At 74.8% G+C, this 23,808-nt stretch carries 21 protein-coding genes; 12 read left to right on the forward strand and 9 right to left on the reverse strand.

Translation table 11 applies throughout. From position 1 onward, the window contains the following. Positions 1 to 13: 13 nt before the first annotated feature. Positions 14 to 445 carry a hypothetical protein gene (locus tag AKI01S_RS31090; protein WP_157420266.1) on the reverse strand — a complete coding sequence of 144 codons (432 nt, stop codon included), beginning with the start codon at positions 443 to 445 and terminating at the stop codon, positions 14 to 16. Positions 446 to 491: 46 nt separating this feature from the next. Beyond that, positions 492 to 647 (reverse strand): hypothetical protein, encoded by a 156-nt coding sequence (locus AKI01S_RS50995; protein WP_157420267.1) that lies wholly within the window; start codon positions 645 to 647, stop codon positions 492 to 494. Between the two features lie 230 nt (positions 648 to 877). Here AKI01S_RS50995 and AKI01S_RS31100 point away from each other — a divergent pair, with 230 nt between their 5' ends. After that, positions 878 to 2,002 (forward strand): glycerophosphodiester phosphodiesterase, encoded by a 1,125-nt coding sequence (locus tag AKI01S_RS31100; RefSeq protein ID WP_084000412.1) that lies wholly within the window; start codon positions 878 to 880, stop codon positions 2,000 to 2,002. 21 nt (positions 2,003 to 2,023) lie between these two features. On the opposite strand, the gene AKI01S_RS31105 is transcribed toward AKI01S_RS31100, so the two are convergent. Next, positions 2,024 to 3,076, reverse strand: coding sequence for a DUF2293 domain-containing protein (locus AKI01S_RS31105; RefSeq protein ID WP_245681853.1), 1,053 nt, complete (start codon positions 3,074 to 3,076; stop codon positions 2,024 to 2,026). Positions 3,077 to 3,181: 105 nt separating this feature from the next. Here AKI01S_RS31105 and AKI01S_RS31110 point away from each other — a divergent pair, with 105 nt between their 5' ends. The 4 genes from AKI01S_RS31110 to AKI01S_RS31125 are packed head-to-tail and all read left to right on the forward strand — an operon-like array spanning position 3,182 to position 8,563. Then, the gene (locus AKI01S_RS31110) at positions 3,182 to 4,198 is read left to right on the forward strand and encodes a LacI family DNA-binding transcriptional regulator (protein WP_067825721.1); all 1,017 of its coding nucleotides are present in this window, start codon (positions 3,182 to 3,184) and stop codon (positions 4,196 to 4,198) included. Further along, positions 4,195 to 5,697 (forward strand): sugar ABC transporter ATP-binding protein, encoded by a 1,503-nt coding sequence (locus AKI01S_RS31115; protein ID WP_067825723.1) that lies wholly within the window; start codon positions 4,195 to 4,197, stop codon positions 5,695 to 5,697. Before AKI01S_RS31110 ends, AKI01S_RS31115 begins: the two co-directional genes overlap by 4 nt. After that, positions 5,697 to 7,649 carry an ABC transporter permease/substrate-binding protein gene (locus tag AKI01S_RS31120; protein ID WP_067825725.1) on the forward strand — a complete coding sequence of 651 codons (1,953 nt, stop codon included), beginning with the start codon at positions 5,697 to 5,699 and terminating at the stop codon, positions 7,647 to 7,649. The genes AKI01S_RS31115 and AKI01S_RS31120 overlap by 1 nt, the downstream gene beginning before the upstream one ends. A gap of 11 nt (positions 7,650 to 7,660) precedes the next feature. Next, positions 7,661 to 8,563 carry a ribokinase gene (locus AKI01S_RS31125; protein WP_067825727.1) on the forward strand — a complete coding sequence of 301 codons (903 nt, stop codon included), beginning with the start codon at positions 7,661 to 7,663 and terminating at the stop codon, positions 8,561 to 8,563. On the opposite strand, the gene AKI01S_RS31130 is transcribed toward AKI01S_RS31125, so the two are convergent. Next, complete coding sequence (locus tag AKI01S_RS31130) at positions 8,530 to 9,057, reverse strand: DedA family protein (RefSeq protein ID WP_067825729.1); 528 nt, start codon at positions 9,055 to 9,057, stop codon at positions 8,530 to 8,532. The two genes, AKI01S_RS31125 and AKI01S_RS31130, sit on opposite strands and share 34 nt — an antisense overlap. A gap of 90 nt (positions 9,058 to 9,147) precedes the next feature. Beyond that, positions 9,148 to 9,606, reverse strand: coding sequence for a PH domain-containing protein (locus AKI01S_RS31135; RefSeq protein ID WP_245681854.1), 459 nt, complete (start codon positions 9,604 to 9,606; stop codon positions 9,148 to 9,150). Between the two features lie 56 nt (positions 9,607 to 9,662). Between AKI01S_RS31135 and AKI01S_RS31140 the strand changes: the two genes are divergently transcribed. Next, positions 9,663 to 10,154 carry an LURP-one-related/scramblase family protein gene (locus AKI01S_RS31140; protein WP_067825733.1) on the forward strand — a complete coding sequence of 164 codons (492 nt, stop codon included), beginning with the start codon at positions 9,663 to 9,665 and terminating at the stop codon, positions 10,152 to 10,154. A 35-nt stretch (positions 10,155 to 10,189) separates the two neighbouring features. Then, on the forward strand, positions 10,190 to 11,119 hold the full coding sequence (locus tag AKI01S_RS31145) for a Ppx/GppA family phosphatase (protein ID WP_067825757.1): 930 nt from the start codon (positions 10,190 to 10,192) through the stop codon (positions 11,117 to 11,119). Between the two features lie 15 nt (positions 11,120 to 11,134). Here the strand turns inward: AKI01S_RS31145 and AKI01S_RS31150 are convergent, their stop codons facing one another. Continuing rightward, positions 11,135 to 13,330, reverse strand: a complete 2,196-nt coding sequence (locus tag AKI01S_RS31150; protein WP_067825735.1) for a protein kinase domain-containing protein — start codon at positions 13,328 to 13,330, stop codon at positions 11,135 to 11,137. A gap of 339 nt (positions 13,331 to 13,669) precedes the next feature. Between AKI01S_RS31150 and AKI01S_RS31155 the strand changes: the two genes are divergently transcribed. From AKI01S_RS31155 to AKI01S_RS31165, 3 genes are read left to right on the forward strand one after another with little or no spacing between them, the layout of a single operon-like run. Further along, the gene (locus tag AKI01S_RS31155) at positions 13,670 to 15,091 is read left to right on the forward strand and encodes a polysaccharide deacetylase family protein (RefSeq protein ID WP_084000414.1); all 1,422 of its coding nucleotides are present in this window, start codon (positions 13,670 to 13,672) and stop codon (positions 15,089 to 15,091) included. A gap of 31 nt (positions 15,092 to 15,122) precedes the next feature. Then, the gene (mtnA, locus tag AKI01S_RS31160; protein ID WP_067825739.1) at positions 15,123 to 16,148 is read left to right on the forward strand and encodes an S-methyl-5-thioribose-1-phosphate isomerase; all 1,026 of its coding nucleotides are present in this window, start codon (positions 15,123 to 15,125) and stop codon (positions 16,146 to 16,148) included. Positions 16,149 to 16,165: 17 nt separating this feature from the next. Then, the gene (locus AKI01S_RS31165) at positions 16,166 to 17,167 is read left to right on the forward strand and encodes an NAD-dependent epimerase/dehydratase family protein (protein ID WP_067825741.1); all 1,002 of its coding nucleotides are present in this window, start codon (positions 16,166 to 16,168) and stop codon (positions 17,165 to 17,167) included. Between the two features lie 15 nt (positions 17,168 to 17,182). Here AKI01S_RS31165 and AKI01S_RS31170 read toward each other — a convergent pair whose 3' ends face one another. After that, positions 17,183 to 19,291 carry a M28 family peptidase gene (locus AKI01S_RS31170; RefSeq protein WP_157420268.1) on the reverse strand — a complete coding sequence of 703 codons (2,109 nt, stop codon included), beginning with the start codon at positions 19,289 to 19,291 and terminating at the stop codon, positions 17,183 to 17,185. Between the two features lie 150 nt (positions 19,292 to 19,441). Here AKI01S_RS31170 and recD2 point away from each other — a divergent pair, with 150 nt between their 5' ends. After that, complete coding sequence (gene recD2, locus AKI01S_RS31175; RefSeq protein WP_067825743.1) at positions 19,442 to 21,676, forward strand: SF1B family DNA helicase RecD2; 2,235 nt, start codon at positions 19,442 to 19,444, stop codon at positions 21,674 to 21,676. On the opposite strand, the gene AKI01S_RS31180 is transcribed toward recD2, so the two are convergent. Beyond that, positions 21,665 to 22,447 carry an MBL fold metallo-hydrolase gene (locus AKI01S_RS31180; protein ID WP_067825745.1) on the reverse strand — a complete coding sequence of 261 codons (783 nt, stop codon included), beginning with the start codon at positions 22,445 to 22,447 and terminating at the stop codon, positions 21,665 to 21,667. The genes recD2 and AKI01S_RS31180 overlap by 12 nt on opposite strands. Before the next feature lie 71 nt (positions 22,448 to 22,518). Beyond that, positions 22,519 to 23,088 (reverse strand): TetR/AcrR family transcriptional regulator, encoded by a 570-nt coding sequence (locus AKI01S_RS31185; protein WP_218009884.1) that lies wholly within the window; start codon positions 23,086 to 23,088, stop codon positions 22,519 to 22,521. A 60-nt stretch (positions 23,089 to 23,148) separates the two neighbouring features. On the opposite strand from AKI01S_RS31185, the gene AKI01S_RS31190 reads away from it, so the two are divergent. After that, a partial coding sequence (locus AKI01S_RS31190) for an MFS transporter (protein WP_157420269.1) occupies positions 23,149 to 23,808 on the forward strand: 660 nt, incomplete at its 3' end.

Genomic DNA, 23,808 nt, shown 5'->3' on the forward strand with positions numbered 1-23,808 from the left:
GCCGGACGCCCGCTCAGCGCCGGGTGAGGGTGAAGTCGGCGCGGTAGTCGCCCGCGGGGATCTGCCGCCCGGCCACGCGGTCCGGCCTGATCGCGACGAGTCTCAGATCGTGCCCGGCGACCGCGACGCCGGTGGGCGCGCGGTTGAGGTTGAGCCGATGGGCGGTGGCCCTCCCGCCGGTGACGGCCTCCACGTCCACCGTCACGTCGCCCTCCCAGACGCACTGCACGCCCTGGGGGCAGCGGCTGTCCTGGCTCACCTTCGTGAACGTCACCGCCAGATCGGCGCCCTCCAGCCGCGCGGTGCCGCCGGGCGCGAGCGTGAACGTCCCGCCCGCCCCGACGGTGTCGCCCCGCCGCCCCGCGTCCGCCGGACCGCAGGCCAGCAGCGCCACCGGCAGCGCCAGCGCCAGCGTCGCCAGGCCCGACCTCATACGGATGAGCATGGGTCCACTCTAACGAGCGGTCGCGGAACGGTGCGAGGCGTTCACCTCACGTGTCCGACCCGCGCTTGACGCCCACCCCGACCAGCCGCGCGAACCGGCGGCGCGCGTTGACCCCTTCGTCGACCTTCTCCGCCCGCTCCGACTCCGCGGGGAGTGCGTCGGACGCCGGACGCGACAGGATCAGGCGGCTGCCCGGGACCATGCCGGTCGCGGAACCGCGCCACCATCCCCGCCGGGTCCTCCTCGTCGGGCACGAAGGGCGGGCGCGCCGCGACGCGAACGGTGGGACGGGGCGGTTCACCAGGTCGCCGTCCACCGTTGCCCCGGCCGTCACCGGACAGGCCCTGGCCCGGGTACCCCTGGCCCGGTACGTTCCGGGCGCGGCGATCCCCCGGTGACCGGCACCGGGCGCCGCGCCGGAAAGGAACCGCTATGCCCGTCGCACGTCGGGGCAGGCGCACGGCCCTGCTCGCGGCCGCCGCCGCCCTGCTGCCGCTGCTGGCCGCCGTCGGACCCGCCCAGGCCGCCCCACCCGAGCACGGCGTCGGCGCGCGCGGGCCGCTGGTGGTCGGGCACCGGGGCGCGCCCGGCTACCGGCCCGAGCACACCCTGGCCTCCTACGAGCTGGCCGTGCGGATGAACGCCGACTACATCGAGCCGGACCTGGTGCCCACCAAGGACGGCGAGCTGGTCGCCCGGCACGAGAACGAGATCGGCGGCACCACCGACGTGGCGGGGCGCCCCGAGTTCGCCGGCCGGAAGAAGACCAAGACGATCGACGGCGCGAAGGTGACCGGCTGGTTCACCGAGGACTTCACGCTGAAGGAGCTGAAGACGCTGCGCGCGGTGGAGCGCATCCCCGCCGTCCGCCGGCACGGCACCCTCTACAACGGCCGCTACCAGGTCCCGACCCTCCAGGAGGTCATCGACCTGGCCAAGCGCCTCAGCCGGCAGCACCACCGGCGGATCGGGATCTTCCCCGAGACCAAGCACCCGACCTACTTCCGCTCCATCGGCCTGCCGCTGGAGGAGCGGGTGATCCGCGTCCTCAAGCGCAACGGGATGGACCACCGCGACGGCCGGGCGATCGTCCAGTCGTTCGAGCCGACCAGCCTGAAGATCATGAACCGGGGGCTGCGGGTGCCGCTGCTCCAGGCGATCTCCACCTCCGGCGCGCCCTACGACACCGTCGCGAGCGGGAAGGGCCCGACCTTCGACGACATGGTCACCCCCGCCGGGCTCAAGGAGATCTCCACCTACGCCGACATGATCGGCCCGGAGAAGACCCGCGTGATCCCCAACCGGCCCGACGGGACCATGGGCACCCCCACCCCGCTGGTGCGCGACGCGCACGCCGCCGGGCTGAAGGTCGTCGTCTACACCTTCCGCAACGAGAACCAGTTCCTGCCCAGGGACCTGCGCGTCGGCACGGACCCCGGCGACTACGGGCAGGCGTTCCGCGAGTACGCGGCCTTCTACCGCACCGGCATCGACGGGGTGTGGAGCGACAACCCCGACACCGCCGTCGAGGCCCGCGAGGACCTGCGCGGGAACTGAGCGGGAACTGAGCGGGCCCGCTCAGGCCCGCCAGCGGGCGAGCACGGCGTCGACGGTGCCGCGGATCCGGGACCTGGCCTCGGTCCGCGGCACCCCCGCCATCAGCAGGTCGTCGTAGTCGGTGTCCAGGTGCCGCACCGAGGCGACCACCGCCAGGGTGACGGCCTCGGGGTCCAGGTCCCGGGCCGCGGCCGTGCGGCCCACCCGGCCGCTGCCGCGCAGCCCCGCGTGCCGGGCGATCACCGCGGCGCGATCGGGCGGGCAGCCGGGGAACAGCCGCCGGATCTCGGCCGCCATCGCCTCCTGGAACTCCACGTCCTCGGCGGCGCGGCGCTCCCGGTCGCGCTCGCGGCGGCGGGTCCGCACCTCCTCGTCGGCGAGGCACCGCTCCTCGGCGCGCTCCAGCGCCTCCTCCTCCACCAGCAGGCCGCGCCGCTCGTAGCGCTTGCGCCGCCGGTTGTACTGCACGACCGCGACCGACAGGCGGCTCTCCTTCTTGGCCCGCCGGGTCAGCGCCACGTTCCCCGAGGGCAGGAACACCAGGTGGTCCAGGTCGGCGCAGGTCAGGCAGAGCGGCGCGCCGTCCTCGACGAGCTGGAACCGGTCGGTGCCGTAGCAGGCCGTGCAAGTCCACCGCTCCCTTTCGGGGACCAGGACCTCCAGGTCGGGGGCCTTGTCGAGCTTGGCGGCCAGCCGCTGCCGCTGGGCGTCGGTGAGATCGGGCGCGATCCAGTGCGTGCGGAACAGGGCGTCGTCGCGCCCGCCGGGGGTGAACCGCAGCGGGCGGCGGTCGCGGGTCGCGGCGGTGTAGGCCGCCTCGCCGGGCTCCCATCCCTTGTCCCGCGCCCAGTCGCCGAGCGCGCGGGCGGCGGCGGCCAGCCGGTCGGGACGCACCTGCGTCGCCTCCGACAGCGGGTCGACGCGGCCCTGCCGCCACTCGTCCACCTGGGCCTGCCGCAGCCACCGCAGCCGGACGAACACCTCGACCGGCGACACCGTCCTGGCCCGCCGCGTCGCCGCGTCGGCGGCCTCCCGCACCCGGCGCGCCAGCCGGGATTCGTGCACCTCGCTCACGCGGGCCCACGGTAACGGTCCCGACCTGCGCTTGCACATTGGGCGAGGGTTGTGTAAACGTTTACACGAGCTTTTCTGTAATCGTTTACACGCAGGGGAGGTGACATGGCGAGCGTGAAGGACGTCGCGCGGCTGGCCGGCGTGTCGGTCGCGACCGTCTCGCGCGTGCTGAACGACAGCGCGCCCGTCACCGAACGGACCCGGGAGCGGGTCCTGGCGGCGGTCGCCGAGCTCGGCTACCGGCCCAACGCGGTCGCCCGCTCGCTGCGCACCGACGCCACCGGCACCATCGGCCTGGTGATCGGGGACATCCTCAACCCGTTCTTCACCGAGCTGGCCCGCGCCGCGGAGGACGAGGCGCGCCAGCGCGGCTACTCGGTGGTCATCGGCAACGCCGACGAGCGCGCCGACCTCCAGGACCACTACGTGCGCACGCTGCTGGAGCGCCGGGTGGACGGGCTGCTGCTGTGCCCCACCGCCGAGATCACCCCGCTGGTGCGCGACCTGGTGGACGACGGCCTGCCGCTGGTCTTCCTGGACCGGACGCTGCCCGGCCTGGACGTGCCGACGGTGCGCGCCGACGGGACGGCCGCGATCGGCGCGCTGGTGGCGCATCTGAAGGGGCTCGGGCACCGGCGGATCGCGTTCATCTCCGGTCCGGCGCTGCTGTCGACCGGGCGGGAGCGGACCGACGCGTTCATGGTCGGGATGGCCCGGCACGGGCTCGCGGTCCGGCCCGAGTACCTGGAGAGCGGCGACTTCCAGGCCGCCAGCGGGCGGGCGGCGACCGCGCGCCTGCTGGACCTGCCCGAACCCCCCGAGGCGATCTTCGCGGGGGACAACCTGATGGCGCTGGGCGCGCTGGACGAGATCCGGGCGCGCGGCCTGGCGATCCCCGGGGACGTGGCGCTGGCCTCCTACGACGACGTGCCCTGGTTCACCCATCTCGACCCGCCGATCACCGCGATCGCCCAGCCGGTGCGCGAGCTGGGGCGGCGCGCGGTGGCGGCGCTGGCCGACCGCATCGCGGGCGGCCCGGTGGAGCCGGTCGAGCTGCGGGCCCGGCTGGTGGTGCGTCGTTCGTGCGGGGAGCCGGAGCGGGAAGAAGGGAGCGGTCGATGACGGCCGAGAAAGAGATCCTGCGCGTCCGGGGGTTGCGCAAGGCGTTCCCCGGCGTGGTCGCGCTGGACGGGGTCGACTTCGACCTGCGCCCGGGCGAGGTGCACGTGCTGCTCGGCGAGAACGGCGCGGGCAAGAGCACGCTGATCAAGACGCTGTCGGGCGCGCACCGGCCCGACGCCGGGACGATCGAGGTGGACGGGGAGGTCACCGAGATCCGGTCGGCGCAGGACGCCGCCCGGCTCGGGATCGCCACCATCTACCAGGAGTTCAACCTGGTCCCCGAGCTGACGGTCGCGGAGAACCTGTTCCTCGGCCGCCCGCCCCGCCGGTTCGGGCTGGTGGACCGCGGGGCGATGCGCGAGGCCGCGCGCGGGCTGCTGGAACGGGTCGGCGTGGACGTCGACCCCGGCGCCCGCATGGGCGACCTCGGCATCGCCCGCGCCCAGATGGTGGAGATCGCCAAGGCGCTCGGCCTGGACGCCCGCGTGCTGATCATGGACGAGCCGACCGCCGTGCTGACCACCGGCGAGGTGGACCGGCTCTTCGAGATCGTGACGGCGCTGCGCGACCAGGGCGTGGCGGTCGTGTTCATCACCCACCACCTGGAGGAGATCCCCCGGGTGGGGGACCGGGTGACGGTGCTGCGCGACGGCCGCTCGGTCGGCCGGGTGCCCGCCGACACCCCCGAACCCGAGCTGGTGCGCCTGATGGTGGGCCGCTCGATCGAGCAGCAGTACCCCCGGGAGCGCCCGGGCGCCGGCGAGCCGCTGCTGCGGGTGCGCGGGCTGCGCCGCGCCGGGGTGTTCGAGGACGTCTCGTTCGAGGTGCGCGCCGGCGAGGTCGTCGGCCTGGCCGGGCTGGTCGGCGCGGGCCGCACCGAGGTGGCCCGCGCGGTGTTCGGCGCCGACCCCTACGACGGCGGCGAGGTGGAGGTGGACGGCGCCCCGCTGCGCGGCGGCGACGTGCACGCCGCGATGGAGGCGGGCCTCGGCCTGGTCCCCGAGGACCGCAAGGGGCAGGGCCTGGTGCTGGACGCCGACGTCGCCGAGAACCTCGGCCTGGTCACCCTCAACCGCGCGGTGCGCGGCGGGTTCGTCGACCGGGCCGGGCAGCGCCGCCGCGCCGCCGCGATGGCGGGCGACCTCAAGGTGCGCATGAGCGGCCTGCACCAGCCGGTCCGCACGCTGTCGGGCGGCAACCAGCAGAAGGTCGTCATCGGCAAGTGGCTGATGGCCGACGCCCGGGTGCTGATCCTCGACGAGCCGACGCGCGGCGTCGACGTCGGCGCCAAGGTCGAGATCTACCGACTGATCAACTCTCTCACCGCCGCCGGGCACGCGGTGCTCATGATCTCCAGCGACCTCCCCGAGGTGCTGGGCATGAGCGACCGGGTGCTGGTCATGGCGCGCGGAAGGCTCGCCGGGGAACTTCCGGCGGGCGAGGCGACCCAGGACGCGGTGATGGCGCTGGCCGTCTCGGACACAGGGAAGGAATCGTGATGTCTGCGGACACGCTGCGCGAGCAGCCGCGGAAGCAGGGCGCGCCGGGCACGGCGCGGCGCCTGCTGGGGGACAACGGGGCGCTGGTCGGGCTCGCCGTGCTGGTGGTCGCGCTGGCGGTGCTGTCGGGCGACTTCCTGACCGTGACGAACCTGCTGAACGTCGGCGTGCAGGCGGCGGTGACCGCCATCCTGGCCTTCGGCGTCACCTTCGTCATCGTCACCGCCGGGATCGACCTGTCGGTGGGCGCGGTCGCCGCGCTGTCGGCGGTCGTGCTGGCCTGGACCGCCACCGACGGCGGCGTGCCCTGGCCGGTGGCGCTGGTGCTGGCGGTGCTGGTCGGCGTCGCCGCCGGGCTGGTCAACGGCGCGTTGATCACCTTCGGCAAGCTGCCGCCGTTCATCGCCACCCTGGCGATGCTGGGCGTGGCGCGCGGCCTGGCGCTGGTGATCTCCGAGGGCAGCCCGATCGCGCTGCCCAGGGCCGTCACCCGCCTCGGCGACACCATCGGCGACTACCTGCCGGTCCCGGTCCTCGTCATGATCGTGATGGGGCTGCTGACCGCGCTGGTCCTCGCCCGCACCTACAGCGGCCGCGCGATGTACGCGATCGGCGGCAACGAGGAGGCCGCCCGGCTGTCGGGCATCCGCGTCGACCGGCAGAAGCTGGTGACCTACGCGCTGTCGGGCGCGTTCGCCGCCGTGGCCGGGATCGTGCTGGCCTCCCGGCTGGCCTCGGCGCAGCCGCAGGCCGCCAGCGGCTACGAGCTGGACGCCATCGCCGCCGTCGTCATCGGCGGGGCCAGCCTGTCGGGCGGCAAGGGCCGGGCGTTCGGCACCCTGGTCGGCGCGCTCATCCTGGCGGTGCTGCGCAACGGCCTGAACCTGCTGTCGGTGTCGGCGTTCTGGCAGCAGGTCGTGATCGGCGTGGTGATCGCGCTGGCGGTGCTGCTGGACACCGTCCGCCGGGGCGGCGGCCTCCGCGGCCTGAAGGGACGCCCGGTGGCGTTCTGGGCGGGTGGCGTCGCCGTGCTGGCGGCCGTCGTCGCCATCGCCGTGGGCGTCGCGTCCACCGGCTCCAGGACCGGCACGACCGGCGCGGGCGGCGGCGGCCTGAAGATCGGCCTGTCGGTGTCCACGCTCAACAACCCGTTCTTCGTGCAGTTCCGCCAGGGCGCCGAGGAGGAGGCGAGGAGGCAGGGCGTGTCCCTGACCGTCGGCGACGCCCAGAACGACGCCTCCCAGCAGGTCAACCAGGTGCAGAACTACACCAGCCAGAACGTCAGGGCGATCATCGTCAACCCGGTCGACTCCGACGCCGCCGCGCCCGCCGTGCAGGCGGCCGGCCGCGCGAAGATCCCCGTGATCGCCGCCGACCGGGGCGTCAACGGCGCGCCGGTCGCCCAGCTCGTCGCCTCCGACAACGTCGCCGGTGGACGCGACGCGGCCCGGCAGCTGGCCAAGGAGCTCGGTGAGAAGGGCAAGGTCGTGGTGATCCAGGGGCAGCCCGGCACCTCCGCCTCCCGCGAGCGCGGCCAGGGCTTCGAGGAGGGCATCCGGCAGTACCCCGGCATCCGGGTGGCGGCCAAGCAGCCCGCCGACTTCGACCGCACCAAGGGCCTGGACGTCATGACCAACCTCCTGCAGTCCCACCCCGACGTGACCGGGGTGTTCGCCGAGAACGACGAGATGGCCCTCGGCGCGATCAAGGCGCTCGGCGCGAAGGCGGGCGGGCAGGTCAAGGTCATCGGGTTCGACGGCACCCCCGACGGGATCAAGGCCGTGCGGGCGGGCACCCTCACCGCCACCGTCGCCCAGCAGCCCCGGCTGCTCGGCCAGATGGCGGTGCAGGCCGCGATCAGGGCGGCGAAGGGTGAGAGGATCGAGGCCACGGCCGCGGTCCCGGTGAAGATCGCCACCCGCGAGAACGCGGCCGAGTTCGCCACCTCCTGACGGGAGCAGATGTGTCACACGAAGTGGTCGTGGTCGGCTCGGTCAACGCGGACCTGGTGGTCGGCGTCGACCGGTGGCCCGGTCCGGGGGAGACCGTGCTGGGCTCGGACCTGGCCACCCACCCCGGCGGCAAGGGCGCCAACCAGGCGGTCGCGGCGGCCCGGCTCGGCGGCCGGGTCGCGCTGCTCGGCCGGATCGGCGGCGACGGGCACGGCGACCTGCTGCGCGGCTCGCTCGCCGACGCCGGGGTGGACCTGGCGCACCTGCTGGTCACCGACGCCCCCACCGGCGTCGCGCTGATCACGGTCGGGCCGGACGGCGACAACACCATCATCGTGTCGCCGGGCGCCAACGCCCACCTGTCGGAGGACGACGTCGCCGCCGCCCGCGACCTGCTCGCGGGCGCGACGGTGGTGTCGTTCCAGCTGGAGGTGCCGCGGCCGACGGTGCTGGCGGCGGCGCGGACCGCCGCCGGGGGCGGGGCGCGGGTCGTGCTGAACCTGTCCCCGGCCGCGATGGTCCCGGACGAGCTGCTGGGACTGTGCGACCCGCTGGTGGTGAACGAGCACGAGGCGGCGTTCCTGCTGCCGGACCACAGCGCCGAGGACGACCCGGCGGCGCTCGCGGCGGCCCTGCGGGAACGCGGCCCCCGCTCCGTCGTGATCACGCTCGGCGCGGACGGCGCGCTGGTCGCCACGGGCGAGGAGATCCGGGTGGTCCCCTCGCCGAAGGTGAACCCGGTGGACACCACCGGGGCCGGGGACGCGTTCACCGCCGCCCTGTGCCTGCGGCTGGCGCGCGGCGACGACCTGGTGACGGCGGCGCGGTTCGCGGTGCGGGTCGGCGCGGCGGCCGTCCGGAAGGCGGGGGCGCAGAGCTCCTATCCGACCGGCGTGGACGAGCTGCCCGGCTGATCCTGCGCGACGGTCTCCTCCGGCGCGCCGCCCCGGCGGCGCCGCCGGAGGACCACCAGCCCGGTGACCAGCGCCGCCACGGCCACGACCAGCGCCGCGGCGGCCGGCGGCGACTCGCGGAACACCTTCAGCCAGCCCCACACGACCGCGTACCCGCCGACGATCCACGGCGGCGTCCACAGCGCCGCCCCGATCACCGAGCCGAGCATGAAGCGGGGCAGCGGCATCCGCGTCACCCCGGCGCAGATCGGGATGGCGTGCCGGATCCCGGCGACCCAGTGCGCCCCGACGATCGCCAGGACGCCGCGCCGGGCCACCATCGCCTCGACCCGGCGCAGCCGTCCCTCGCCGATCCGGCGGCCGAGCTTGGACGTATAAATCCGCGGTCCCACCGCGCGGCCGATCCAGTAGTAGACCATCCCGCGCACGAAGATGATCGCGACGGCGACCGAGACGCCCAGCCACAGCGGCAGTCCGCGGAAGAAATCGATCATGAGGCGGGCTTCCTCGTTCCGGGTCGGTGCTGCGGGCGGTCGGGTCGGATCTCGATGTTAGGTCGCCCTAACTTCGAGCGCCACCCCGGGTCAGCGCGCCGCCTCCCGCAGCCGCTCCAGCCCGGCGGCGGCGTCCGCCACATCGACCCCCAGGTCGAACCGGCTGAACAGGTACACGTCGTGATCGTCCTCGGTGCCGTCGGCCGTGCCGCCGGTCTCGATCTCCAGCAGCCGCGTGGTGGTCAGCAGCCGCCTGCGCTCGTCCACCCGCACCGCGGTCACCTCGCCCCACGGCACGCGCCGCCGCGTCGCGTACCCGGTGACCAGCGTCACACCCTCGGCGTCGGCGGCCACCCGCACCGGCGCCAGCACGTCGCGCAGCGCCAACGCCCCCGCGCCGACGGCGGCGGCCCCGGCCAGCAGCATCCGCTGCGGGTCGCCCGACGACAGCGCCGCCAGCGCGACGAACGCCGCGCACGCCAGCCACTTGACGGCCACCTGCTGCGGCGGCACCCGCCACCGGACCCCCGCCCCCGTCTGTTCGTTCACGTCCGCGAGCGTATCCGGGCCTGGCGCGCGGCGCCGCGATCGGATGGAGTGGCCGCATGAGGTTCACCGTGCGCAGCAGGATCATGGGGATCGGGGACGACTCCTGGATCGAGGACGAGGACGGACGGCACGCGTTCCTGGTGGACGGCAAGGCGCTGCGCGTCCGGCGGACGTTCGAGCTGAGGTCGCCCGACGGCGAGGTGCTGGCCGTGGTGCGCCGCAGGATGCTCGGCATCCGTGACACCATGACCGTCGAACGCGGCGGGCGGCCCGCCGCCACCGTCCGCAAGCACCTGATCAGCCTTCCGCGCGACCGGTTCACCGTGGAGCTGGCCGAGGGCGGTGAGTGGTCCGTCACCGGCAACGTGTTCCGTAAGGAGTACACCGTCGCCGCCGAGGAGGGCACCGTCGCGGTCATCTCCCGCAAATGGGTGCAGGTCGGGCTGCGCGACACCTACGCCGTGGAGGTGGCCGAGGGCGCCGACGTGCCGCTGGCGCTGGCGGTCGCGATAGCCGTGGACACCCTTTCGGAGGGAAAGGGCGGCTGACCCCGATTCGCTCCGGGTCCGCTACCGTCATGGCCATGCGACTCGGCGTGCTTGACGTGGGCTCGAACACGGTGCACCTGCTGGTGGTGGACGCCCATCGGGGGGCGCGCCCGCTGCCCGCGTTCTCCCACAAGGAGGAGCTGCGGCTGGCGGCCCATCTGGACGACGACGACCGGCTGTCGTCCGAGGGCGAGGCGAAGCTGACCGCGTTCGTCGCCGAGGCCCTGCAGATCGCCGAGGACAAGGGCGTGGAGGACCTGGTCGCGTTCGCGACCTCGGCGGTGCGCGACGCCGCCAACGGCGAGGAGGTCCTCACCCGCCTCCGCGAGGACATGGGCGTGGACATCAGCGCGCTGTCGGGCGCCGACGAGGCGCGGCTGACGTTCCTGGCGGTGCGGCGCTGGTTCGGCTGGTCGTCGGGGCGGCTGCTGGTGGTGGACATCGGCGGCGGCTCGCTGGAGGTCGCCTCCGGGATCGACGAGGAGCCCGACGCGGCGATCTCGCTGCCGCTGGGCGCCGGCCGCCTGACCCGCGACTGGTTCTCCGCCGACCCGGTGCCGCCCGAGGAGGTGCGCAAGCTGCGCAAGCACGTGCGCGCCGAGATCGCCCGGCACGTGGGGGAGGTGTCCCGCTACGGCGCGCCCGACCACGCGGTGGCGACGTCGAAGACGTTCAAGCAGCTGGCGCGGATCGCCGGGGCGGCGGCGTCGACGGAGGGCCCGTTCGTGCGGCGCGTGCTGCGGCACCCGGGCCTGACCGAGCTGGCCGAGAAGCTGCCGCGGATGTCCCCGGAGGAACGGGCCGAGCTGCCCGGGGTGTCGGAGCGCCGCGTTCCGCAGCTGCCCGCCGGGGCGATCGTCGCCGACGCCGCGATGGACCTGTTCGGGCTGCCCGAGCTGGAGGTCTGCCCGTGGGCGCTGCGGGAGGGCGTGATCCTGCGGCGGCTGGACACCCTCGGCGCCTGAGGACGGCGGCGCGGCTCACCAGTTGGGGTGGGCGATCGTGTAGCCGCTCGGGGTCAGCTTCCGGTCCTCCTCGCCGTCGGTGCGGATGACCCGCAGCTCCGGCTTGTCGTAGGGGCCCCGCACGTAGGACAGCCACCGGCCGTCGCGCGACCAGGCGGCGTCCATGTCGTGGCCCTCGCCCCGCACCAGCGGGCGGGGCGTGCCGCCGTCGGCGCCGACCACCCAGATGTCGCTGTCGGGGTAGGGGCCGCGCGTGTAGGCGATCCGCGTGCCGTCGGGCGACCACTCGGGGTCCACGGAGCGCACGCCGTCGTCGGTGATCCGCTTCCAGGGGTCGTCGGGGCGCTTCGGGTCGAGGGTGTAGAGCTGCTCGACGCCGTCGCGCTTGCTCCAGAAGACGATCCGGCCCTGCGGGGACCACATGGGGTCGTCCTTGGCGGCGGTGTCGCGGGTGAGCTGCCGGGGCGTCCCGCCGCCGACCGGCACGGTGAAGATCTGCGCGACGCCGTCCACCTTCCCGACGAACGCCAGCCGGCCGTCGTCGGGGGACCAGGACACCCGGCCGCCCGACAGCCGGTCGGTGACCATGGTGGGGGTGCCGCCGCCGGCCCCGACCAGCATCGCCGCGGTGCGGCCGCCGCCGAGCGAGCGGGTGAACGCGATCCGCGAGCGGTCGTGCGACTGCTCGGGCAGCGAGTCGCAGGTGTCCCCGCCGACCAGCGTCTCGGGCCGGGCCGCGCCGGGGGTGAACCGGCCGATGTCGCTGCGGCACTCGCCCTTGGTCCAGGTCTGCTCGGTGTCGATGCGCACCATCATCGGCGTGGTCGGGACGCCGCCCGCCAGGGTGGCGACGGCCCCGCCGGTCCGCGGCGATCCCGCCTGGCCGCCGGCGTCCGGGCGGCCGGAGGAGCCGGTGAGCCGGTCGAGCGCGAACACGCCGCCGGTCACGGCCGCGACCAGCGCCGCGGCGGCGACCGCCGCCATGGCGCCGCCGCGCCGGGGGCTCCGGCGCCGGGCGACGGTGGGCGTCTCGGCGACGGTCTCCTGGGTGGAGGGGGAGGGGACCGAGGCGAGAGGGGCGGAGGGAACGGTGGCGTGGGGGAGCGGGGTGCCGGTCGGGGGCGAGGCGAGCGGGCCGGTCGGCGGCTCGGGCACGGGCTGCGACCGGGGTTCCGGCCAGGGTTCCGAGCGGGGTTCCGGCCGGGGCCGCGGCTCCGGCGCGGGTTCCGGCGCGGGTTCCGGCTCCGGTTCGGGCTCGGGCCGGGACTCGGGTGCGGCGGGCGGTGGCGGCGGGGCGGCCGGTTCGGGCTGGAGCGGGGCCACCCAGGCGGGGCCGAGCGAGCCGAGCGTGGTGTTCACGGCCTCCTCGCTGGACCCGCCGACCAGCGACAGCAGCAGGTCGCGCGCGGTGGGACGGCGGCGCGGATCCTTGTCGAGGACCTGGCGGACCAGCCCGGCCAGGGGCTCGGTGAGCGCGCCCAGTTCGGGGTCGGCGTGCACGACGCGGGCCATCATGAGGTGGAACGGGCCCGTGCCGAACGGGTTGCGCCCGTTGGCGGCGAACGCGACCAGGCAGCCCCAGGCGAACAGGTCGGCCGCCGGGGTGGTCTCCTGCGCGGTGACCTGCTCGGGGGCGATGTAGCCGGGGGTGCCGACCACCTGGCCGGTGCGGGTGTGCGCCGACGCCTCGTCCAGCGCGCGGGCGATGCCGAAGTCGATGACCCGCGGACCGGTGATCGACAGCAGCACGTTGCTGGGCTTGAGGTCGCGGTGCACGAGCCCGGCGGAGTGGATGGCCACCAGCGCGGCGGCCACGCCGACCGCGACGCCGTGCAGCATGCCCGGCTGGAGCGGGCCGTTCCCGCTGACGTACTCCAGCAGCGACGGCCCCTCGATGTACTCGGTGACCATGTAGGCCAGGCCGAGGTCCTCGCCGTGGTCCAGGACCTGCGCGGTGCAGAACGACGCGACGCGCTGGGCGTTGCGGGCCTCGTCGTGGAAGCGGTCCAGGAACCGGCGGTCGTCGGCCAGGTCGGGGCGGACGACCTTCACCGCGACGGGCCGGCCCTCGGGGGAGCGGCCCAGGTAGACCGCGCCCATGCCGCCCTCGCCGATGCGCGCCTCCAGGGTGAAGCGCCCCACCCGCGTGGGGTCGCCCGGCCGCAGGTCCCGTGGGGAACCGTCGGCCGGACGCGCGCCTGGGCTGGTCATGGGGCGTCACCTCTCGACCCGGGCCGTCGGATGTCGGGCCGCCGGAGGGCCCGTGGTCCCGTCGTGTCTCACGATGGCACGAGCCGCGCCGCCGCCGCCAGAGCGGCCCCGCCGAAGTCAAGGAAAGTTAAAGCACCGCCCAACGCCTCCCCCGATAAAGGGAAAAGTCCGCTATGCCCCATGTGTTACGGCATTTCCTGACGATCTCCGGCATACGCTGCGAACCGATCTCCGGGCCGGGGGCCCGGTCCACCGGAACACATGGGGGTGCGTTCTTTGTTCGTCGGGACACGGCGTCGGGCACGGGGAGAGGCGGCGGCCCTCGGACGGGGCTGGGCGTTGCGCGGGACGGCCGTGCTGGCCTCGGCCGCGCTGCTGGCGGGCTGCGGGGGCGGCCCCGGGCAGCGGGTCCGGCCGGTGGCCGACTCCACGGCGGTGCACGTCGTCGATCCCGGCACGGTCCCCGGCCTGTCGGTGGCGACCCGCAACGAGCAGGACGGGCGCCGCCACCTGTACGCCGCCTGGCCGAGGATCCCCGGTGCGGACCGGCTGACCGCCGCGCTGGCCGCCGCCGCCGACGAGCGCATCCGGCCGTTCCTGGCCGACACCGAGGACCGGACGCCGGGCGCGGTGCCCGAGCTCAACGTCCAGTGGTCCCTGGCCGCCGCGTCCGGCGACGTCGTCGGCGTGCGGCTGGTGTTCGCCGAGTCCGCCGGGGCCTCGGCCGGGGAGGCGCGGCGCACCCTGTGGTACGACGGGCGGACCGGCGAGGTCCGGCCCTCGGCCGACCTGCTGCGCGCGGGCGACGGCCTGGCGGGGCTGGCCGAGCGCGTCCGCGCGCGGCTGGGCGGCAAGGGGGACCCGGCGCGCGTCACCGCCGGGGCCGACACGTTCACGTCGCTGGGGTTCAACGACGTCGGCGACATGGTGGTGGAGTTCAGCGACAACACCGTCGCGCCCGGCTCGTCGGGGCGGGTCGCGGTCGTGCTGGAACACGCGGACTACGCGCCGCTGCTGTCGGAGTTCGGCAGGCGCGCGTACACGGCCGCGATGGCGCCCCGCCCGAGGCTGGCGCTCGGCGGATCGGCCACCCCGAGCCCGACGGCCACCCCGGGCGCCACCCCGAACGCCACCGTCCCGCCCGGCCGCACCGACTGCGCGACGGCCAAGTGCATCGCGCTGACCTTCGACGACGGCCCCGGCCCCGCCACCGGGCGGCTGCTGGACACGCTCCGCGCCGCCCGGGCGCGCGCCACGTTCTTCGTGGTCGGCACCAACGCCGACGCCCACGCCGACCTGCTGCGCCGCGAGCACGCCGAGGGCCACGAGATCGGCAACCACACCCAGAGCCACCGCGACCTGAGCCGCCTCACCGCCGTGCAGGTCAACTCCGACGTCCAGCGCACCCAGGAGATCGTGCGGTCGGCGATCGGCGCCGCGCCGACGCTCCTGCGGCCCCCCTACGGCGCGACCAACGGCACCGTCGCGGGCGTGACGCGTTCGCTGGGGCTGCGGCAGGTCCTGTGGAGCGTCGACACCAACGACTGGCGCGACCGCGACGCGAAGGTCGTCGCCGACCGGGCGGTGCGCCGCGCGCGTCCCGGCGCGGTGATCCTGATGCACGACATCCACCGGACGACGGTGGACGCGGTGCCCGAGATCCTGGAACGGCTGGCGGCCAAGGGCTACACGTTCGTGACGGTCTCGGAGCTGATGGCGGAGCGCAAGGTCCCGCCGGGCGGCCGGTTCGGCGGCGCCTGACCGGCGGGGCCGACCGGCATATCCTGCTCGGATGGCGGACATTCGGGCGGTGGAGTGGACCGGGGACGGGCTGCGGCTGATCGACCAGACGGCGCTGCCGGGCAGGGTCGTCCCCCTGGATGTGCGGGACGTGGACGGGCTCGTCGACGCCATCGTCCGGCTGGCGGTGCGGGGCGCGCCCGCGCTCGGCGTGGCGGGCGCGTTCGGCGTCGCGGTCGCGATGCAGCAGGCCGCCGCCGAGGGCTGGGACGACGCGACGCTGGACGCGGCGATCACACGGGTGCGCGAGGCCCGCCCGACCGCCGTGAACCTGGCGGCGGGCGTGGACCGGGTCCGGCCGCTGGTGGCCAAGGGCCTGGACGCCGTGGTCGCCGAGGCGCGGGCCCTGCTGGAGGAGGACGTGCGCGGCAACCGCGCGATCGGCGCGCACGGCGCGGACTGGCTGCTGGACCGGGTGGGCGACCGGCCGCTGCGCGTGCTCACCCACTGCAACACCGGGGCGCTGGCGACCGCCGGATGGGGGACCGCGCTCGGGATCGTCCGCGAGCTGCACGCCCGCGACCGGCTGGAGATCGTCTATGCCGACGAGACCCGCCCGCTGTTGCAGGGCTCGCGGCTCACCGCCTGGGAGCTGGAGCAGGCGGGCATCCCCTACCTGGTCCAGGCCGACGGGGCGGCGGCGGGCGCGGTGCTGCGCGGGCTGGTGGACGTGGCGGTCATCGGGGCGGACCGGGTCGCCGCCAACGGCGACACCGCCAACAAGGTCGGGTCGGTCGGCGTCGCGCTGGCCTGCGCGGCGGCCGGGATCCCGTTCGTGGTGGCCGCGCCGTGGAGCACCGTGGACCTGGCCACCCCCGACGGCGCGGCGATCCCGATCGAGGAGCGTGCCGCCGACGAGGTCCTGGCCTGGGGCGGGGCGCCGGTCGCGCCGCCGGGGGCGCGGGCGTTCAACCCGGCGTTCGACGTCACCCCGGCGCGCCTGGTCACCGCGCTGGTCACCGAGACGGGTGTGCTGGAGGTCTCGGCGGGTACCACCCCGGATCGTCCAGCCCCCTGACATCTCGGGAGACCGCCATGGGCCTGACGGTCGCGGTGACCGGACCCACCGGAGAGATCGGCATGGCGGCGGTGGCCGCCCTGGAGGACGACGACCGCGTGGAGCGGGTGCTCGGGATGGCGCGCCGCCCGTTCGACCCCGCCTCGCACGGCTGGAAGAAGACCGCCTACCGGCAGGGCGACATCGTGGACCGGGCCGCGGTGGACGCGCTGGTCGCGGACGCCGACGTCGTGGTCCACCTCGCCTACGTCATCATGGGGTCGCGGAGCGAGAGCGAGCGGGTCAACCTGGCCGGGACGCGGAACGTGTTCGAGGCGGCCGTCGCCGCGCGACGGCCCCGCCGCCTCGTCTACACCTCGTCGGTCGCCGCCTACGGGTACCACCCCGACACGCCCGTCCCGATCACCGAGGACGTTCCGCCGCGCGGCTCGGACGAGCACTACTACTCGCGGCAGAAGGCCGCCTGCGAACGGATCCTCGCCGAGGTCGCCGACGGCTCCGGCCTGGAGGTGTACGTGCTGCGGCCGTGCGTCGTGGCCGGTCCCGAGGCGACGGTGATGCTGCGCAGCCTGCCGTGGGAGCAGGTCGCCCGGTACGTGCCCGAGCCGGTCCGCCGGGCGCTGGGGCTGGTGCCGGGGCTGCGGCCGGTGCTGCCCGACCCCGGCCGCGCCTTCCAGCTCGTCCACCACGACGACGTGGCGAGCGCCGTGGACGCCGCCGTCAACGGCGACGGCCCGCCCGGCGCCTACAACCTGGCCGGGGACGGCGAGATCACCGTCTCCGACGTGGCGCGGGCGGTCGGCGCGTACGCGCTGCCGGTGCCGGGGCGGCTGGTGGGGCTCGCCGCCGGGGTGGTCGATCTGCTGCCGTACCTGCCCGCGCAGGCCGAGTGGATCCACGGCGCCAAGCACTCGATGGTCATGGACACCGGCAGGGCGCGCCGCGAGCTGGGCTGGACGCCCCGGCACGACGCGCGCGCCACCCTCGCCGCGATGGCCGGGGCCGCGCGGCGAGGGTGACGCCCGGTCACCCGGTCAGGGGGTGAGGGTGCGGGTCGCGGCCCGGAGGCCGCGGTAGAGCTCGGCCTCGTACCTCCTGGCCAGCGCCGGGTCGCCGAACTGGAACAGCGCGTCGTTCAGGGCGGGCAGCCGCTGCGTGGCGTACCCGGTGTCGATGCCGGGCGCGTACATCTGGTGCCGGTACCAGGGCCTCCGGGGCAGCCCGGCGGCGGTCAGCAGGTCCCGCTCCGTCTGCATGATCTTGTCGTTGAGGCGGCGGAACGCGGCGGTGTCCCCGGCCTTCAGCGCGGCGTCGGCACGGGCCTGCAACGCCTCGGCGGCCCGCTGCCACGCCCGCGCCTGCCGCACGTCGCGCGACACGTCCACCACGACCCGGCCGTACTTCTTCCGCTGCGCGGCGGTGAAGTCGTTCAGGTACGTCACGGTCTCGGCCGCGTACGACTGGTAGCGCAGCGGCGCGACGTCGGCGTTGGCCAGCCGCAGCGCCGCGATGCCGACCAGCCGCGACATGGCCGCGTGGTACTCGAACGTCGGGTCGCCGAAGCGCGAGGTCCAGTGGAAGTCGTCGCAGGCGCAGTGGTAGCCGCCCGCGGTGCCGGGGCTGGAGGAGCCCAGGTCCATCGCCGGGACGCCGTACCGCTGGAAGAACGCCTGGAAGTCCGAGCCGCCGCCGATGCGGCTGATCGGGGTCGTCCCCCGGTTCTTGCGCTTCCAGTCGTCGTAGGCCGTTCCGGTGGTGCCGGGCCAGCGGACCTCCCTGGTCACGTCGGTGACGAACCGGTCGAGGGCGGGGGTGGCCTGCGCGCCGAAGTCCGAGCCGCCCGCGCCGTCCATGTTGATGTAGGCGACGGCGTTGCGGAGGAGCCGGTCGCGGTCCTCGGCGTACTCGCTGGAGCCGTAGAGGCCGTACTCCTCGCCGTCCCAGGTGGCCAGCACGATCGACCGCCGGGGCTTCCAGCCCTTCTTCAGCAGCGCGCCGAGGCCGCGGCCGATCTGCAGGATGTTCTCGGTGCCCGACAGGTTGTCGACGCTGCCGTAGGTCCAGGAGTCGTGGTGGGCGCCGACGATGACCTCCTGGTCGGGGCGTTCGGCGCCGGGGACACGGACGATGACGTTCCAGATGGGACGGACCCGGTAGTCGTTCCTCAGGTCCAGGTGGACGCGCGTGCCGCCGGGCCCGAACCGGTACGGGAGCTTGAGCCCGCCCTGCCACTCCCTGGGCGCCTGCGCGCCCTTGAGGGAGCGCAGCAGCGGCTCGGCGGCCCCGTAGGAGATCGGCGCGGTGGGCACCAGGCCCCGGAGCATCACCGACTGCTCGGGCCTGATCCGCCGGGCGTCCCGGGTGGCGGGCCAGCCGGGCGTGAGCGGGTCGCCGGCCGCGTACATGATCTGCGCGACGCTGCCGCGCTGGATGCCGTCGGCGGCGCGCCACGGCCCCTCCGGGTACACCTTGCCCCGGGTGAACCCGTCGTCGGCGGGATCGGAGTAGATCAGCACGCCCCGCGCGCCGCGCCGGGCGGCCTCGCGCGGCTTGACGCCGCGGAACACCGCGCCGTACCGGGCCAGCACGATCTTGCCCTTGACGGAGATCCCGCTCTTCTCCAGCAGCGCGAAGTCCTCGGGGCGCCCGTAGTTGGCGTAGACGACCTCGCCCTCGACGCGGCCGTCGGGCGACATTCCGTTGTGGCCGGGGATGACGTGCTGGAAGTCCTTCTGCCAGGGGCGCCGCCGTTCCTTGACCGGCAGGTCCACCCGCCTCGGCGCGGTCATCTCGACCTTGATGCGCCTCGGCTGCGACAGGTACGTGTAGTAGGTCCTCACCTCGGGCTTGAGGCCGTAGGAGCGCAGCTCGCGCACGATGCGGTCGACGCGCCGCCGGTCGCCGGTGGTGGCGGCCAGGCCGGGTTCGGAGGCCAGTTCCCGGTCCAGGGCGCGTGCCTTGGACGCGGTCGGGACGGCGCCGAACGCCTTCTCCAGCTTCCGTTGCAGCGTGGCGTTGCGCGGCGTGAACCCGGCGATGGGAGCGTTGTCGGTGGCGGGGGCCGCGGCCGCCGGGGGCGCGGCGACCAGCGTGGCGGCGGTGGCGAAGCCCGTGGCCAGTGTCAGGAATCGGGAGCGGAACACCAGCGACACCTCTCGGTACTCGCGGTACGGATGGGCCTCCCGGAACGTACGCCGCGATCACCGCGAGATCTAGATCATCTGCCGGATGCGGCCACCGGCCCGTCCGGGCGCGGTTACCGGAGTGTCGGTGGGGTCGGGCATCCTGGGCACGTGACGAGCGCGGCGCCTGACCCTCCCCGGCCGGTGGTGCTGGAGGCGGTCCTGGAGAGGATCACCTACGCCAACGAGGACACCGGCTACACCGTCGCGCGCGTGGCCACCGACCGCACCGGCCCGGCCGGCGACCTGCTGACGGTGGTGGGCGCGCTGCTGGGCGCGCAGGTGGGGGAGAGCCTGCGGCTGACCGGCCGGTGGCGGTCGCACCCCCGCTACGGCAAGCAGTTCGAGGTGGACTCCTACAGCACCGTGCTGCCCGCGACCGTGCAGGGCCTGCGGCGGTACCTGGGCTCCGGGATGATCAAGGGGATCGGGCCGGTGATGGCCGACCGGATGGTCGAGCACTTCGGCACCGACATCCTGCGGGTCATCGAGGAGGAGCCCGAGCGCCTCAACGAGGTGCGCGGCCTCGGCCGCAAGCGCGTCAAGCGCATCGCCGACGCCTGGGAGGAGCAGAAGGCCATCAAGGAGGTGATGGTCTTCCTGCAGGGCGTCGGGGTCTCCACCTCCCTGGCGGTGCGGATCTACAAGCAGTACGGCGACGCCTCGATCGACACCGTCCGGCGCGAGCCGTACAAACTGGCCTCCGACGTGTGGGGCATCGGCTTCAAGACCGCCGACACCATCGCCCAGGCGGTCGGCATCCCGCACGACAGCCCCGAGCGGATCAAGGCCGGGCTCCAGTACACCCTGTCGGAGGGCGCCGACAACGGCCACTGCTTCATGCCCGAGCCGAACCTGGTCACGGCGGCGGAGAAGATCCTCGGCGTGCCGCGCGAGCTGATCGGCCCCGCCCTGGACGAGCTGGTCGCCGAGGAGGGCGTGGTCCGCGAGCGCATCCCCGGCGCGGGCGAGGACGCCGCCGACATCCCGGCGGTGTACCTGGTGCCGTTCCACCGCGCCGAACGCTCCCTGGCGCGCGGCCTGCGCGAGCTGCTGGAGGCCGGGCACGACCGGCTCAAGGCGTTCGCCGACGTCGACTGGGACCGGGCGCTCGGCTGGCTGCGGCAGCGCACCGGCGTGGAGCTGGCCCCCGAGCAGGAGCAGGCCGTGCGGCTCGCGCTCACCTCCCGGGTCGCGGTCCTGACCGGCGGCCCCGGCTGCGGCAAGAGCTTCACCGTCCGGTCCATCGTGGAGCTGGCCGCCGCGAAGAACGCCAAGATCGTGCTGGTGGCGCCGACCGGCCGCGCCGCCAAGCGGCTGGCCGAGCTGACCGGCCACGAGGCGTCCACCGTGCACCGCCTGCTCCAGCTCCAGCCCGGCGGCGACGCCCGCTACGACCAGGACGAGCCGCTGGACGCCGACCTGGTCGTGGTGGACGAGAGCTCCATGGTCGACCTGATCCTGGCCAACAAGCTGGTCAAGGCCGTCCCGCGCGGCGCGCACCTGCTGCTGGTCGGCGACGTGGACCAGCTGCCGTCGGTCGGCGCGGGCGAGGTGCTGGCCGACCTGCTGAACGCCGAGGTCATCCCGCGCGTCCGGCTCACGAGGATCTTCCGGCAGGCCCAGCGGTCCGGGATCGTCGTCAACGCCCACCGCGTCAACAGCGGCGAGCACCCGCACACCCACGGCTACCCCGACTTCTTCCTGTTCCCCTGCGACGAGCCCGAGGAGACCGCCACCCTCACCGTGGACGTCGTCGCCCACCGCATCCCCCGCAAGTTCGGCCTGGACGCGCGCCGCGACGTGCAGGTCCTCACGCCGATGCACCGGGGCGCGGCCGGGGCGGGCACGCTGAACCAGATGCTCCAGGACGCGCTGACCCCGCACGACGAGAGGAAGCCCGAACGCCGCTACGGCGGGCGCGTCTTCCGGGTCGGCGACAAGGTCACCCAGCTCCGCAACAACTACGACAAGGGCGAGGCCGGGGTGTTCAACGGCACCGTCGGCGTCGTCACCGCCGTCTCCCTGGAGGAGCACACCCTCACGGTCCGCACCGACGAGGACGAGGACATCGACTACGCCTTCGACGAGCTGGACGAGCTCGCCCACGCCTACGCCATCACGATCCACCGCTCGCAGGGCAGCGAGTACCCGGCGGTGGTGCTGCCGCTGACGACCAGCTCCTGGATGATGTTGCAGCGCAACCTGCTCTACACCGGCATCACCCGCGCCAAGAAGCTGGTCGTCCTGGTCGGCTCCCGCCGCGCGCTGGCCGCCGCCGTCCGCACGACGGGCCAGGGCCGCCGCCACACGGCCCTCGCCCACCGCCTCAGCTCAGGAGACTGAGCTCAGGCGGCCGAACTCCCACGGGTCGTGGGCGCTGAACACCTCGACCTCGTCGCCGCGCGTGCGCGCCAGTTCGCGGAGGCGCGCGACGTTGTCCAGGCGCAGGGCGCGGTCGGTCTCGCCGCCGTCCTGGACGAGCTGCATCAGCGGGTGCGTCACCGGCTCGGGCCGGTCGATCTCGCCGTGGTAGAAGTACGTGTCGCCCGCGTGCAGCAGCCAGCGGTCCCCGGCGTTCACCGCGACCCCGGCGTGGCCGGGCGTGTGGCCGCCGAGCGGGAACACCACGATCTCCGGCGGCAGCCCCGGCAGGGGCCGTGCGCCCGCGAACCCGAACCACTCGTCGCCGCCGTCGCCGTAGGTGCTCCAGCGCGGCCCGTGGGCGAGCTGCGCGTCGTCCGGGTCGAGCGTCGCGTGCTCGGTCCGGTGCAGGTGGACGGTCGCCTCCGGGAAGTCCGACAGGCCGCCCATGTGGTCGTTGTGGGCGTGGGTGAGGATGATGTGCCGCACGTCGGAGGGGGAGTGGCCGAGCCGCCGGACCTGCCGCAGCGCGGTCTCGGCGGGGTCCAGCACGGGACCGGCGTAGGTGACCCAGTCGGCGCCGAGGCGCTCGCCGGGGCGGGCGATGTCGTGGGTGCCGAGGCCGGAGTCGACCAGTGCCAGCCCGGCGTCGGTCTCGATCAGCAGGCAGTGGCAGACGACGTGCCGGGCGTCGCCGCCCTCCACCCGTTCGATCGTCGTCAGTGAGCCGCAGTTGAGGTGATGGATGCGCATGATGTGAAAGTAGACTGGTCTACATATTTTTGACAAGCCGGTGACGTCCCGGGGTCCTGACCGGGGAGCGGTCAGCGGGCGGCGTAGCGCTCGATCGCGTCGAGGAAGATCTCCTCGGCCAGGGCGTGGACCCGGTCGATCTCCTCGGGGGTGGCGGTGAAGCGCCCGCCCGCCTCGGAGGCGGCCAGGCCCATGCCGACGGTGTCCAGCAGCCGTTGCAGCGGCGGGACGACCTCCTCGGGGACGCCCGCCGCGCGCAGCATGTCCTGCACCGCGTCGCGGGGGCGGCGCGCCTCGGGGCCGACGGTCGGGCGGGTGAACAGCAGCGGGAACAGCGCGGGGTGGCGGCGCGCGACCTGCCGGACGCCCGCGGCGAACGCGCGCATCCGGTCCTGCCAGGGCAGGTCCGGGTCGTCCTCGGGCATCTCGCGCATCAGCCGCTCGACCAGGCCGTCCAGCAGCCCGTCCTTGTCGCCGACGTAGCGGTAGAGCGCCATCGGGGTCACGCCGAGGCGGGAGGCGACGGCGCGGACGCCGACGGCGGACAGGCCGCGCTCCTCGGCGAGGTCGAGGGCGGCGTCGAGCACCTCGTCGCGGGTCAGGCCGCGGGTGCCCCGGCCGCGCGGGGCGGGGGTGGTCACCCGTCCAGCCTACCGCTTAATATACGACGTATATATACGCTGTATACCAAGTGAGGTCCCATGTCCCCCCGGTGGACCCTGGCGGTCGTCACCGTCACCGGCTACCTGCTCGTCCTCGACCTGATCGGCGTGAACGTCGCCCTGCCCGCCCTGCGCCGCGACCTGGACGCCGGGCTGGCGGAGGCCCAGTGGGCCGTGGACGCCTACGCCCTGACGCTGGCGGTCCTGCTGCTGCCCGCCGGGGCCCTGGCCGACCGGTTCGGCCGCCGCCGCTTCCTGCTGGCCGGTCTGACGGTCTTCACCGCCGCCTCGCTGGCCTGCGCCCTGGCGCCCTCCGCGCCGGTGCTGGACGCGTTGCGCGCGGTCCAGGGCGCGGGCGCGGCCCTGCTCTACGGGACCGCGTCGCCGCTGCTGGCCGCGCTCCACCCGCCCGGACCCGAACGCAACCGCGCCCTGGCCGTCCTCGCGGCGGCGGCCGGGGCGGCGAGCGTGACCGGGCCGCTGGTCGGCGGCGTGCTCACCGAGGCGTTCGGCTGGCGGGCGCTGTTCCTGCTGAACGTCCCGGTCGGGCTGGCCGCGCTCGCCGTCGCGGCCCGCGCGGTGCGCGAGTCGCGCGACCCGGACCCGCGCCCGCTGGACCCCGGCGGCACCGGCCTGCTGGCCGCCGGGCTGGGCGGGCTGCTGTGGGCGCTGATCGAGGGGCCGCGCGCCGGGTGGGGC

The organism is Actinomadura kijaniata NBRC 14229, from assembly GCF_001552175.1.
Taxonomy (GTDB): Bacteria; Actinomycetota; Actinomycetes; order Streptosporangiales; family Streptosporangiaceae; genus Spirillospora; species Spirillospora kijaniata.